This is a genomic window from Caulobacter sp. 602-1, assembly GCF_003931565.1.
Lineage (GTDB): Bacteria > Pseudomonadota > Alphaproteobacteria > Caulobacterales > Caulobacteraceae > Caulobacter.
Map to the genome: position 1 here is coordinate 763,419 of NZ_RRYI01000002.1, position 12,821 is coordinate 776,239.

The 12,821-nt window shown below is 67.8% G+C and carries 15 protein-coding genes; 6 read left to right on the forward strand and 9 right to left on the reverse strand.

All coding sequences use genetic code 11. From position 1 onward, the window contains the following. The first annotated feature begins 6 nt into the window (after positions 1-6). Positions 7-297, forward strand: a complete 291-nt coding sequence (locus tag EIK80_RS08190) for a UvrB/UvrC motif-containing protein (protein ID WP_125156463.1) — start codon at positions 7-9, stop codon at positions 295-297. Here EIK80_RS08190 and EIK80_RS08195 read toward each other — a convergent pair. The 6 genes from EIK80_RS08195 to EIK80_RS08215 all read right to left on the reverse strand — a co-directional run bounded on the left by EIK80_RS08195 (position 294) and on the right by EIK80_RS08215 (position 5,847). Then, positions 294-1,712 carry an MFS transporter gene (locus tag EIK80_RS08195; protein WP_233586489.1) on the reverse strand — a complete coding sequence of 473 codons (1,419 nt, stop codon included), beginning with the start codon at positions 1,710-1,712 and terminating at the stop codon, positions 294-296. The two genes, EIK80_RS08190 and EIK80_RS08195, sit on opposite strands and share 4 nt — an antisense overlap. Before the next feature lie 268 nt (positions 1,713-1,980). Beyond that, positions 1,981-2,820: a hypothetical protein gene (locus EIK80_RS08200; RefSeq protein WP_233586491.1), complete on the reverse strand. Its 840-nt coding sequence runs from the start codon at positions 2,818-2,820 to the stop codon at positions 1,981-1,983. 144 nt (positions 2,821-2,964) lie between these two features. Beyond that, positions 2,965-3,111 (reverse strand): hypothetical protein, encoded by a 147-nt coding sequence (locus tag EIK80_RS26355; protein ID WP_199743414.1) that lies wholly within the window; start codon positions 3,109-3,111, stop codon positions 2,965-2,967. Positions 3,112-3,142: 31 nt separating this feature from the next. Continuing rightward, a complete protein-coding gene (locus EIK80_RS08205) occupies positions 3,143-4,018 on the reverse strand; it encodes a transglutaminase family protein (protein ID WP_125156465.1) in 876 nt (291 codons plus the stop codon). 46 nt (positions 4,019-4,064) lie between these two features. Beyond that, positions 4,065-4,733 carry a TetR/AcrR family transcriptional regulator gene (locus EIK80_RS08210; RefSeq protein WP_125156466.1) on the reverse strand — a complete coding sequence of 223 codons (669 nt, stop codon included), beginning with the start codon at positions 4,731-4,733 and terminating at the stop codon, positions 4,065-4,067. A gap of 142 nt (positions 4,734-4,875) precedes the next feature. Further along, entirely contained in the window at positions 4,876-5,847 is a 972-nt protein-coding gene (locus EIK80_RS08215) for a glycosyltransferase family 2 protein (protein ID WP_125156467.1), read from the reverse strand. Between the two features lie 156 nt (positions 5,848-6,003). Between EIK80_RS08215 and EIK80_RS08220 the strand changes: the two genes are divergently transcribed. Continuing rightward, entirely contained in the window at positions 6,004-6,351 is a 348-nt protein-coding gene (locus EIK80_RS08220) for a helix-turn-helix domain-containing protein (RefSeq protein WP_125156468.1), read from the forward strand. A gap of 11 nt (positions 6,352-6,362) precedes the next feature. After that, entirely contained in the window at positions 6,363-7,757 is a 1,395-nt protein-coding gene (locus EIK80_RS08225; protein WP_125156469.1) for a calcium-binding protein, read from the forward strand. A 1-nt stretch (position 7,758) separates the two neighbouring features. Here EIK80_RS08225 and EIK80_RS08230 read toward each other — a convergent pair whose 3' ends face one another. From EIK80_RS08230 to EIK80_RS08240, 3 genes are all read right to left on the reverse strand, one after another. Next, a complete protein-coding gene (locus EIK80_RS08230; RefSeq protein ID WP_125156470.1) occupies positions 7,759-8,937 on the reverse strand; it encodes a VWA domain-containing protein in 1,179 nt (392 codons plus the stop codon). Positions 8,938-9,130: 193 nt separating this feature from the next. Then, complete coding sequence (locus tag EIK80_RS08235; protein WP_125156471.1) at positions 9,131-9,667, reverse strand: GNAT family N-acetyltransferase; 537 nt, start codon at positions 9,665-9,667, stop codon at positions 9,131-9,133. 32 nt (positions 9,668-9,699) lie between these two features. Beyond that, a complete protein-coding gene (locus EIK80_RS08240) occupies positions 9,700-10,707 on the reverse strand; it encodes a zinc-binding alcohol dehydrogenase family protein (protein ID WP_125156472.1) in 1,008 nt (335 codons plus the stop codon). 120 nt (positions 10,708-10,827) lie between these two features. On the opposite strand from EIK80_RS08240, the gene EIK80_RS08245 reads away from it, so the two are divergent. From EIK80_RS08245 to EIK80_RS08255, 3 genes are read left to right on the forward strand one after another with little or no spacing between them, the layout of a single operon-like run. Then, positions 10,828-11,169 (forward strand): helix-turn-helix domain-containing protein, encoded by a 342-nt coding sequence (locus EIK80_RS08245; protein WP_125156473.1) that lies wholly within the window; start codon positions 10,828-10,830, stop codon positions 11,167-11,169. Positions 11,170-11,172: 3 nt separating this feature from the next. Next, positions 11,173-12,093: a histone deacetylase family protein gene (locus tag EIK80_RS08250; protein WP_199743415.1), complete on the forward strand. Its 921-nt coding sequence runs from the start codon at positions 11,173-11,175 to the stop codon at positions 12,091-12,093. Next, complete coding sequence (locus EIK80_RS08255) at positions 12,068-12,748, forward strand: histidine phosphatase family protein (protein ID WP_125156474.1); 681 nt, start codon at positions 12,068-12,070, stop codon at positions 12,746-12,748. Before EIK80_RS08250 ends, EIK80_RS08255 begins: the two co-directional genes overlap by 26 nt. The last annotated feature ends 73 nt before the right edge of the window (positions 12,749-12,821 follow it).

A 12,821-nucleotide genomic window follows, 5' to 3' on the forward strand; every position in this document is an offset into this window, starting at 1 on the left:
GCGCCGATGTCCCATCTCGACGAACTTAAGGAACAGCTGGAAGAGGCCGTCGCGGCTCAGGATTTCGAGACGGCCGGCCGGCTTCGCGTTGAGATCGAGGGCATCCAGCGCAGCGCCTTGGTCCGGAACGTCGAGAAGCGTCCGCAAGCGTCGTACTTCCAGCGTCAGGTCCCCGGTCGGATGGGCCTGGGCACCGACCAGCCCGTACCACGCAAACCCGAAGGCTGGGTCCCGCCGAAGAAGCCGGATCCGATGACCGCCAACCACTCGCGGGGCGGCCGCCGGACCAAGTCCTAGGCCGGCGCCCGATCGCGGCCACTGATCGCCGCGCCGGCGTCCTTGTCCAGCGACAGGTAGACGGGCAGGGCCAGCAGGGTCACCAGGCCGATCGCCAGGAACGGGAAGGTGAAGCGGTCGGGCGTCAGCGCGCCGCCCGCGCCGCGCGCCAGGTGCAGCATCATGCCGCCGAAGCTGACCCCGAGGGCCAGGCCGATCTGCTGCGTCACGGCCGATAGGGTCGAGGCGGCCGCCGTCGAGGTTTCCGGCACGTCGGCATAGGCGATGGTGTTGGTGGCGATGAACTGGTTGGACCGACAGAAGCCGCCCAGCAGCAGGGCGATCATCATCACGGCCATGGGCGTGGCCGGACGGAAGAAGCCGGGCGCGGCGGTGAACAGCGCCGTCAGGGTGACGAACACAGTCAGGGCGGTGCGGAAGCCGAAACGCTTGAGAATCTTGCTCGCGAACGGACGCGCGGACAGCACGCCGACGCCAGTGGCCAGGGTGACGAAGCTGGCCTTCAGCGGGCTCCAGCCGAGCGCCACCTGCAGCAGCAGGGGCATCAGGAACGGACTGGCGCCGATGCCCAGCCGCACCAGCGTCCCGCCGACCAGGCTGGCGCGATAGGTCGGGTAGCGCAGGAGAGTGAGGTCCAGGATCGGGCGGCCGGTTCGCTTGGCGATGCGCAGATAGACAAAGCCGCAGGCGATCGAGAGCGCGAGCAACGCGATCTGGGCCCAGGGCGGCAACAGGCCCACGCCGGCCGTCTCGGCGACCACGACAAGGCCGCTGACCGCCAGGGCCGACAGGACGAACCCGATGGTGTCGAAGCGGCCCAGGTCAGGCTTGGGCTCGCTCCGTGGGACAAAGCGCATGACGGCGATCACGCCCAGCAGGCCGACGGGCAGGTTGATGTAGAAGATCCACGGCCAGTCGGCGACGCTGAGCACGAGCCCGGCGATCGGCGGGCCGATCAAGGGCCCAACGAGCGCGGGCATGGTGAACCAGCCCATGGCGGTGAGCAGCTTGTCCTTGGGCGTGGACCCCACCACGATCAACCGCGCCACCGGCGTCATCATCGCCCCGCCGATCCCCTGGACGATCCGCGAGGCGACCAAGGTCTCCAGGCTTCGTGACTGGCCGCACAGGGCCGAGCCCAGCAGGAAGACGGTCATGGCCGAGAGGAACACCCGTCGCGCCCCGAACCGCTCCGCCGCCCAGCCGCTGGCCGGCGTGAACACCGCCAGGGCGAGAATGTAGGAAGTCAGGGCCAGCTTCAGGTGGATCGGATCGACCGCGAAGGCGTGGGCCAGGGTGGGGAGGGCGGTCGACAGGGCCGTGGAGTCGATAAACTCCATCAGGAGCGCGCTGGCCACCGCGATCGAGATCAGGCGCGTCGCGAGCGGGGAGGATGCGGGAGATGGATCGGACACGAGGGCGCTTTACGCCCCTGAATGGCGAGGGTCCAGACGCGCGCGCATTACATCCTTGCAGAACCGAGACAGGCGGCTAGCGGCCAGATGCAGTAGGGAGCAGCCCCTTTCTTGTCATGCCGCCCGCAGCGAAGCGGAGAGCAGGGACCCAGGGGAAACCGCAATGCGCCGGCCCCTGGGTCCCGGACAGCCTCTACGAGGCTTCCGGGATGACAAGCGCTGGAAGCCTTGAATTCTATGGTCTCCAAGCTTCGATCGAATATGGACCCTAGCGGCCGCGCACCGAGACGCTGACGCCGACGACCGTGTCCTTGTCGGAATAGTCGATCGAATTGAGCTTGCGGCGCGTCGCGCTCAGCGAGATCAGGCTATTGCCTTTGCGATAGCCCACGCCGATCTGGCGGCTGCCGAAGCGGGCCATCTTCTCTTCGCTATAGCCGGCGTTGCGCCAACCGCCGAAGGTGTCGCGGATCAGGTTCAGGCCGTAGGCCTTGCCCGAGCTGGCGGCGTACAGCATCCAGCGACCGCGGCGCAGATCCTCGGCCGAGGCGCTGGCCTTGGACATCAGGTTCGAGGCGTTCAGGGTCAGGCGCTTCACCGCGCCCGACTGCAGGCCCATGGGCGTGAAGGCCAGTGGCTGGTCGTCGACCCGCATCTGCAGAATCTTGCCGGCCGGGCGGCGATGCTCGACCCGTGTGAGGGCCAGCACCGGACGGCGCGGCGCGGTCGAAGCCTCGGCCAGGATACGCGCCGCCGGACGCGCGGCGGCCGGAGCGGAAGGCGGGGTTGTCCGAGCGGCGGCGATGGCCACGGCAGGCGCGTCGCCGGCCACGCTGACGTCTTGCGGTCCGCCGGCAAGGGCCACCGTCGCCACGGCCGGAACGGCGTGGGTTTCGGCGGCGATGGCCATGGGGGCGGCGACGCGAGACCGCTCGCCGCCATAGCGCGCCGTCGCGATCGGCGCATCGGGATCGTCCACCGGGGCGCGGACGTCCGCTCCGCCAGCCTCAGGTCCGCCAGCCAAGGTCAGGGTCTGGTTGAATTCTTCTGGGGCGCGAGTCGACAGGGCCGTCGCGGCGCTCACCACCGCCAGACCAGCCGTCGCCAACAGACATCCGAGCGCGACGCGTCGCATACTCGTGGTGCTCCCCATTCCCCAGGCGTCAAAAGTTAAAGACGCCGCGAGTGTCTGTATAGATCGCTCGCGTGACAGGGGCGCCCCGAGGGGGTGGTCGTGAGCCTTTTTTACAATTCAGTGCCCGGGTTTGGGTTCGAAGGTCCGCTTTTCCTTCACCTTCAGGCATTCCTGATCGGGCTTCTGGCCGTGCTGGGCCTTGGGCTCCGCCTTGGGAAAGCTGAAGTTCCGCATGGGGTCCTGGTGCTGGAAGCCGCTAGTCATGGCTTTTCCTCCCGTACGCGCACTCACTGTATCACGCCGCATGATTAATGGGATCGATAAGGCGCACCTCCACGGAGACGTGAAGACGCGCCGAGCCCGGGTCGCCGATGATCGCCCCGGAAACCGGTAACGCCTGGGCCGGCGTTCGGGTGGCGGCCACGCGGATCAAGTCCGGCGACTCGGCCAAGCCGTTGGTGGGGTCGAATTCCAGCCAGCCCAGGTCGGGCAGGAAGACTTCGCACCAGGCGTGGGTGGCGCCGGCGCCGCGGATCATCGTCCCGGGCGAATGGATGTAGCCGGTGGCGAACAGGGCCGCGTAACCCAGGCGTCGCAGGCCCTCGACCATCAGCCAGGCCAGGTCGCGGCACGCTCCGCTGCGTTTCCGCAGCGTCTCGACCGGCGTCTGCACGCCTTCTTCCATGCGCGTGCGATATTCGAACTGGCTGTGGATCAGCTCGTTGATGCGCAGCAGGAAGGCCAGGGCCGGTTCGTCGCGATGCGCCCGGATGTCGCGCAGCCAGCGCAGCAGCACCGCGTCAGGGTCGTCGGTGACGGGGGCGATGAACGGCTCCAGCGTCATCCGATCTTCGCGGGAATAGACGATCGGAGTCAGGGTGTCGGGGTTCTCGATCCGCTGCGGCGCTAGCGGCGCGGGGTAGCGGTCGATGACAAGCTCGCTGGCCACACGCATGGCGTCGGCTTGGCCTGTCGGTTCGAAAATGCAGACGCAGTTGCCGTTGGCGTCATAGCTCCAGCGCGTCGCGCCCGGCGGAAACAGCCGCAGCGAGGCCTCGACGATGCGCAGGGCGTGGCTGTCGCGCGGGCGGATCATCAGCCGCTGCGGTCCGAACCGCACCGGCCGTTCATAATAGTACCGAGTCTCGTGAAGGATCCGCAGCCGTCCCATGCCGGACGCAGAACGCGCCGGCCGTGACTGGGTTCCGGACTACGCGTTAGGCGAGAAAACCGGCCTCGGCGAAGGCGAGCATGCGGCCCAGCAGGGCCACGACATCGGCCTCGCTGGTCTGGCCTTCCGAGAGCACGTTCAGGCGGTCGAACTCGGCGAAGCGGTTGTTGTGCAGCATGCCCAGGGTGAAGTGCAGCCGCCAGTAGACGTCTTCCGGCGACAGGTCCGGACGGGCGCGCAGCAGGGCGTCGGAGAAGCGTCGCAGGTGCGAGACGTCGGTCTTCAGCACGGTGCGAATCTCGTCGGTGCCTTCGCTGCGGGCGCGGATCAGGAACTGCAGCGAGATGCGGCGCTCGTGGTCCGGGGCCAGCCAGCGCAGGGGAGGGGTCAGCAGGGCGGCCAGGATTTCGCGCAGCGGCGGGGCGCCGTCGTTGCGGTCGTTGGCCTCGTGCAGCATCTTGGCCCGCTCGCGATTGAGCTCGGCCGTGCGGCGACGGAAGATCTCGAACAGCAAGGCGTCCTTGGACCCGAAGTGGTAGTTCACCGAGGCCAGGTTCACGCCGGCGGCGGCGGTGATGTCGCGCACGGAGACATTCTGGAAACCGTGCAGCGCGAACAGGCGCTCGGCGGCGACGAAGACCAGATTCTTGGTGGCGGCTTCGGTCTCTGCCGCCTCGACTTCGTTGGAAGCGGCGACGTCGGTGGTCGGACTCACTACATGTTCCCCTTTACCCGTGGGGAAGTCTTACGGGCGTTCGAATTTGGCGCAAGCGTCAAGATCATCGTCTGAACGCGGATGGACGGTTGTTGGCGGCATTTTCCGCGAAACGCGCGCTGCTCCGCTCTCCAGCGGGCGTTCAGCCGACGGCGGCGAGACGCTCGACGGGGCGACCCATCCGGCCGCGGCGCAGTTGGCGCAGCAGCGGCCGGCCCACCGCCACGCCCAGGATCAGCGGCGCCAGCAGCAGCGCCAGGGCCTTGCGGGGCAGGCTATCGGCGCGCTTGAGGAAGTAGCGCACCAGACCGCGGCCCTTGTGCCACTCGACGACCAGCGGGTTCTCCTTGCTGGTCGAGCCCACGTGGACGATGCGGGCGTCGGGCTGGAACAGCACGCTGCCGCCCTGACGGCGGGCCCGCCAGCACAGGTCGATATCCTCGACATGCAGGAAATAGCCCTCGTCGAAGCCGCCGAGGGCGTGAAAATCGGTGGCCCGCATATAGAAGCAGGCACCCGAGATCGTAGGGGTGTCCACCGGGTGCGAAGGGGGGGCTTCGCTCTCCCGGTGGATCTCGAAGCGGCGCAGCGGGGGCAGAAGGGCGCTAAGCTTCGAGAGGGTGAGCAGGGTCGTGACGGGCGTGATCTCGCCGCGCCGCGCGCCCCGCTGTTCGGTTCCGTCTGTATTGAACACCCGGGCCCCGATCACGCAGGGCGAAGGGCGATCGCGGGCGGCCTCGGACAGGGCCGCCACCGCCCCGGGGGTCAGGAAGGCGTCGGGATTGAGGAAGATCAGCTCTTCCCCCTTGGCCGCGCCCGCGCCCAGATTGGCGGCGCGCGCGAAGCCGATATTGCCCAGGCCCTGCAGCAGGCGCACGCGCGGCTCGCGGCGCGCCAGGTCGCGCAGCCAGGCCGCGTCGGCCAGGGAGGAGCCATTGTCGACGATGACGAACTCCTCGACCCTAGGCTCGGCCAGGGCGTGGCGCACGCTCTCCATCAAGGTCGGACCGGTCATGTAGACCACCATGATCAGCGACAGGCGCGGCGGAACGCGCCACTCCTGTGGGAGCGGGGCTGCCGAGCGGGCGTGGGTGGCGGCGATCGAAACGTACATGCGGTCGATACATTCAAAATAGTTGCATAAAAACTGTATGTGGGTCGAAGATCATCCGCAAGGCCTCTTGCGAGGCCGACGATCGATTGTTGCGTTTTTACGCATTGTGTAACAACTAGGGAGCGCCCGCGTACGGGGCGAGGAAGCGGCTTAGCGATGTCCAGAACGGCCATGAATCCCGCCAAGGCGGCTCTTACCAAGACTCTGCGCCGCGAGGCGGGGCGTTGGCTGAAGTCCGCGCGCGAGGCCGCTGGCCTCACTCAGGCTGAACTGGCCGAGAAGACCGGGTTGCGTTATTACACCTTCGTCTCGCAGGTGGAGAACGGTCTGGGTCGCGTTCCGATCGAGGCTCAAGCCGTCTGGGCCGAGAGCTTGGGTCTTGATCCGGGCCAGTTCGCCCGCACCTTGCTGCGATATTACGAACCTGAGCTGTACCGGCTTCTGTTTGACGGCGCCGCCGAAGAGGCGGAGCCGGTCGTGACTGAACGGGCGGCCCAGGCCTGACGAGCGACGAAATGGGTGAGATCCTAGCCTTCAGCCCGCGGCCTCCGGCCAGCGACTGGTCCGCCAACGAGCGCGGCCTGCTGATGCTGCTGACGCAGCAGCTGGAGGCGGCCTATGGCGAGGTCGACGGGATCTTCGGCCAGACCGATTCGGGCGACCCCTGGTACGTGGTCACCGATTCCAACCAGGACGTTCTGGTCCACATCGCTCGCATCGACGGCCAGTTCGTCGTCCACGACGCGGCGATCGACATGTTCCACCAGGTGGGCAGCCTGTGGGGCGCTCTGCGCCAGGTGCTGGCCTCGGGCATCCCGGAGCAGAGCGGAACGGTCGTCGCCTTCAATCCCGCCAGCCGCGAGGCCCAGTCGTTCCTGTCGCTGGTCATCGCCGTCGGTCTCTATCTAGAGATGCGCGGCGCCGACCTGGGCGAGGCGGGCCGCCTGACCTTCGAGAACCTGCCGCGCGCCGACGATCCGGCTATCGAGACTTTGGCCTCCAAGCTGATCGCCGCCCTCAACCTCGAGTCGGACCGGACGCAGGCGCATACGCCCGCCGCCGCGGCCGGCGAAGCCTTGCCGCCGCCGGCGGTCAAGCCGCAAGGCGCCGAGGCGATCACGATCCAGGCGCCGAGCGAGGCTCCGCAGGGCCTGTCGGCGTTCAAGATCTCGCACCTGGCGGCGACTCCCGCGCCGGAACCGCAGCCGGCCTGGGGCTCCGGCCACTTGCCTCCCACCTCGGAAGACAAGGCGGTGGTCGAGGACGTGGGCGGCCAGGGCTTGGCCGCGACCAGGACTGTCATGGTCGGCACGGCCGGCGCCGATGTCATGTACGGCACGGCCGGCGGCGACACGATCCGCGGCGGCGCCGGCGACGACTATATCGACGGCCGAGGCGCCCCGAAGGGCGAGGTCGATCACTTGGACGGCGGCGAAGGCGCCGACCGCATCGTCATGAACGCCCGCGCGGTCGCGACCGGTGGGACGGGCGCCGACACCTTCTTGATCTCCGCCGCGCGACCGGCCGACAAGTTGGCCGCCCTGCTGGGTGTCGTGCTCGACTACTCGGCCGCCAAGGGCGACCATCTTGCCGTGATGGGCGAGGGGCGCGCGACAGTGGTCAGCACCGCCGCGGTCAGCAACGTGCTGGCGGCCCAGGTCCAGGCGCTGAACGACGCTGCTCTCACGCAGGCCACGGACGTCAGCCAGGCGGTGTCGGGCGCCCGCGTCGGTTTCGATATCGACGGCGACGGGCGCGAAGACGTCTTCATCCTGCTGGGCGGCGCCAACAGCTCCACCTTCCGGATCGGAACCATGATCGCCAACGATCATACCGCGGCGCCGGAAGTGCCGCTGATCGGCCAGCCATCGAATGACGCCGGCCACTTCGGCGACGCGCCGGTCCGCTAATCTAGCCGCGAACCAGTTCGCGCATGGCTTTGTCCAGGCCTTCCAGGGTCAGCGGGTACATGCGGTCGGACAGGATCTGCTTCATGACGCCGATCGACTGGGTGTAGTCCCAGTGCCGCTCGGGCGTCGGGTTCAGCCAGATACAGCTCTGATAGATATCGGTGACCCGCTGCATCCAGATCGCGCCGGGCTCCTCGTTCCAGTGCTCGACGCTGCCGCCCGGATAGGTGATCTCGTACGGGCTCATGGTCGCGTCGCCGACGAAGATCACCTTGTAGTCGGCCGGGAACTTGTGGAGCACGTCGAAGGTCTGGATCTTCTCGGTGTTGCGGCGTCTGTTGTCCTTCCACACGGTCTCGTAGAGGCAGTTGTGGAAGTAGTAGAATTCGAGGTTCTTGAACTCGGTCTTGGCCGCGCTGAACAGCTCCTCGCAGAGCTTGATATGGCCGTCCATCGAGCCGCCGATGTCGAAGAAGATCAGCACCTTGATGGCGTTGCGGCGCTCGGGACGCAGCTGGATATCCAGATAGCCCTTTTCGGCCGTGCCCTTGATCGTGCCGTTCAAATCAAGCTCTTCGGCCGCGCCGGTGCGGGCGAACTTCCGCAGGCGGCGTAGGGCGACCTTGATGTTGCGGGTGCCCAGTTCGACGCTGTCGTCGAGGTTCTTGTACTCGCGCTTGTCCCAGACCTTCACCGCCCGGCCATGGCGGCTCTTGTCCTGTCCGATCCGGACGCCTTCCGGGTTGTAGCCGTTGTTGCCGAACGGGCTGGTTCCGCCCGAGCCGATCATCTTGTTTCCGCCCTCGTGGCGCTTCTTCTGCTCGCGCAGACGCTCCTGCAGGGTCTCCATCAGCTTCTCGAAACCGCCGAGGGCCTCGATCTGGGCCTTTTCCTGGTCGGTCAGGAACTTCTCGGTTAGCGCCTTGAGCCACTCTTCCGGGATGTCGGCGGCGAGGCCTTCGTTGACCGTCTCCAGCCCCTTGAAGACATGCCCGAACACGCGGTCGAACTTGTCGAGGTTCTTCTCGTCCTTCACCAAGCTGGCGCGCGACAGGAAGTAGAAGTCCTCGACCGTGCGATCGATGACGTCCTTGTCGAGGGCCTCCATCAGCAGGAGGTATTCGCGCAGGCTCACCGGCACCTTGGCCTGGCGGAGCTCGGAGAAGAAGCGAAGGAACATCGGCGCGGCTTTCGAACAGATGTTCGGGAGAATGGAGGGTTCTGAAAGCAGACGCAACAATGGCCTTCTTCCCCCTCTGGGGGAGGAGCGCCGAAGGCGCGGAGGGGGCAAGTGCGGAGCGTAATCGCCCTACTTGCCCCACCTGACCGCGCGATGCGCGGTCGTCCGCCCCCGGAGGGGGCGGAAGGGGCGTTCACCCTCGCCGCAGGATGAACTCCAGGTCCCGGGTCTCTCCGACCGGGAAGTGGTATTCGCCCACCTTCGCGAACCCCAGCCGGCCGTAAAGCCGTTGCGCGCCGAAGTTCTCCGACCACACGCCGATCCACAGCGGACGCGGGCCGTCCTTCTCCAGCCAGTCCAGAGCGGTGTTCAGCAGCGCCGAGCCGCGGCCGCCGCCCTGATGGCTCTTGAGCACATAGACGCGCTTCAGCTCGCCGTCGCCGGGCCTCACCTCGTCATGCGGCAGGTCGCAGGGGCCGGCCAGGGCATAGCCGATGGCCTCACCGTCCTCGTCCTCCAGCAGCCAGGTCGCCTTGTCGGGATGGGCGAGATCGTTGCGGGTCCGCTCCAGGCCGTAGGCGTAGGCCAGGAAGGTCTCCAGGTCCTCGGGCGGATAGAGATGGGCGAAGGTCTCTGTGAAGGTGCGCGCGCCCAGGCTGGATACGGTGTCGGCGTCTTCGATCGTCGCGCGGCGGAGCTTGTCGGTCATGGCGACTTGAGTAGCCGCCATGACCCCCGCCTTCAATATGAGCCCTTCAGCGGTCAGAAGCCTTCCAGCGCCACCTTGCCGATGGTGCGGGCGCTTTCGACGATCCGATGGGCTTCCAGCAGGTCGGCGGCGCGGATCTTGCCGACCACCTGGGTCAGGGTGGTGCGCAGAACGCCCTGGTCGACGAGGTCGGCGACTTCGGTGAGCAACCGGTGCTGCTGGATCATGTCCGGCGTACCCTGCGGCCGGGCGAACATGTACTCCCAGTGGATCGAAGCGGCCTTGGCCTGCAGCGGGCGGATGTTCAGGTCGCCATCGGCCTCGATGATCCCGATCTTGCCCTGCAGGGCGATGGCGTCGGCGACCTGCGGGAAGTGCTGGGCGCTGTGGGTCAGGCAGGCGATGTAGGCCGGGGCGTCCAGGCCCAGGCGCGCCAGTTCGTCGGCCAGCGGCTTGGTATGGTCGAAGGTCTGGTGCGCGCCCAGGTCCTCGACCCAGCGCCGGGTCTCGTCGCGCGAGGCGCTGGCGACGACGTTCAGCCGGGTCAGCTTGCGGGCCAGCTGGATCAGGGCCGACCCCACGCCGCCGGCGCCGCCGATGATCACCAGGGTCTGGCCCTCGCCGCCGTCGCGCGCCACGCCGAACCGGTCAAACAGCAGTTCCCAGGCGGTGATGAAGGTCAGGGGCATGGCGGCGGCCTGGGCGAAGTCCAGGCTCTTGGGCTTTTTGCCGACGATGCGCTCGTCGACCAGCTGCAGTTCGGCGTTCGAGCCCTGGCGGCCGATGGCGCCGGCGTAGAACACCTCGTCGCCCGGCGCGAACAGGGTGACGGCCTCGCCGACCGCCTCGACCACGCCGGCGGCGTCGAAGCCCAGCACCCGGACCTCGCCCGGCGCCGGCTGGGCGCGGCTGCGCACCTTGGTGTCGACGGGGTTCACCGAAACGGCTTTCACCCGCACTAGGATGTCGTGTCCGCTGGCCATGGGATCGGGGGCTTCCAGGTCGAGCAGGGCGTTGGGATCGGTAGCGGGCAGCAAGTCACGGAAGCCGACGATCTTCATGATGGTCTCCAGCAAAGAGGGCGGTCTCAAGCCGCGACCAGGAGATCGCGCCATGCTACGATCTTCGCAAGTACGGTCATTTTCTGTATGTAGTACCCTAAAGTATACCGTGAGGCGGCTGTGGAAGATCCCAAGGAGTGTGGCGTTGAGGCGGCGCTGAACTTGATCGACGGCAAGTGGAAGGGGGTGATCCTGTACCACCTGCTCAGCGGCCGCCTGCGTTTCAACGCCCTGGGGCGCAAGCTGGGGGCGGTGACCCAGCGCATGCTGACCAAGCAACTGCGCGAGCTGGAGCGCGACGGCCTGATCGTCCGCACCGTCTATGCCGAGGTGCCGCCCAAGGTCGAATATGCGTTATCGACCAAGGGCAGGAGCCTGGAGCCGGTGATCTGCGCGCTCAAGGCCTGGGGCGACGCCAATGTGCTGGGCGTCCAGGCCGAGCCGGTCCGCAAGGCGGGCTGATCCGTGACCCTGTCGCTCTACACGCATCTCGACATGCTGGATCATCAGCCCGGCCATGGCCACGTCGAGAGCCCCGAGCGGCTGCGGGCCGTGGTCGACGCGCTGAACGACGATCCCAACCTGGCGCTGGAGGCGCTGGACGCGCCGCTAGTCGACGTCGAGGACCTGCTGCGGGTGCATCCCAAGGCCTTCATCGACGCCGTGTTCGAGGCCGCCCCGAAGTCGGGTCGCCTGGCGCTGGATCCCGACACGGTGATGTCGAGCGGCAGCCTGGCCGCGGCCCGGCGCGCGGCCGGGGCCGGCGTCGCGGCAGTGCGGGCCATCGCCGCGGGAGAGGCCAGCCGCGCCTTCTGCGCCGTCCGGCCGCCCGGTCACCACGCCGAACCTGGCGTGGCGATGGGCTTCTGCGTCTTCTCCAGCGTCGCCGTGGCGGCCCGCGCGGCCCAGGCGGCCGGGCTGAGGCGGGTGGCTATCGTCGACTTCGACGTCCATCACGGCAACGGCACCCAGGCGGTGTTCGAGAACGACCCAACCGTGTTCTTCGCCTCGATCCATCAGTCGCCGCTTTATCCCGGCACGGGCGATCCGTCCGAGACGGGGCTGGGTAACATCGCCAACGCCACCGTGGCGCCCCACGCGCCGCGCGAGGCCTGGCGGTCGCGATTCGAGGGACTGATGGACAAGGTCGACGCTTTCGCGCCCGAACTGCTGATCGTCTCGGCTGGCTTCGACGCCCACGTCCGGGACCCCTTGTCGGCCCAGAGCCTGGACGAGGACGATTTCGCCTGGGCGACGCGGGCGATCGTCTCGGTGGCCAACGCCCGCGCCAAGGGCCGGGTTGTGTCCTCGCTCGAGGGCGGTTACGACCTCCAGGCGCTGGGGCGTTCCGCCGCCGCGCATGTGCGCGCTCTTCAGGAGGGGTGAGGGGACGGGACGGCTTTCTGCCCACCGACTTCTCTTCAACATGGCCGACGTCACCACCGCCGACCAAGCGTCCTCGCCCGTGAAGCCGGGGACCATCACCCTGGCCCGCCACGGCGAACCCGCGCTGTCGCGGAAGGTTCGCCTCAACGCGCCCGAATACGGCGAGTGGTGGGCTCGCTACGAGGTAGGGGGGCTCAAGGAAGGGCAGACTCCGCCGGCCGGGCTGATCCAGATCGCCCGCGACGCCGATGCGATCATCGTCTCGACCCGCCGCCGCGCCATCGAGACCGCCAAGGCGGTGGTCGGCGATCGCGCCTTCGTCACTGACGAGACCTTCATCGAGGCCCCGCTGCCGCCGCCGCCCTGGCCGTTGTGGCTGCGGATGTCGCCCAAGCGCCTGGGGTTCTTCGCCCGCTTCTGGTGGTGGTTCTTCAACAACCATGGCGGCCAGGAGACCCGCGCCGAGGCGGAGATCCGGGCCGGCGAGGTCGCCGACCGGCTGGTGGCTCTGTCCGACCAGGGTCAGGATGTGCTGGTCGTGGCCCATGGTTTCTTCAACTGGATGATCGCCGATGCGCTAAAGGCGCGGGGGCTGATCAAATTGCTCGATGAAGGCCACGCCTATTGGAGCCTCAAGCGCTTCCGTCGCGGCTGACGGGCCAAAGACTCTTCCCTTAACCACGCCTTGGCTCTACGCCGTTGCCCGCGCCGCCTGTCGCCACTAGGCT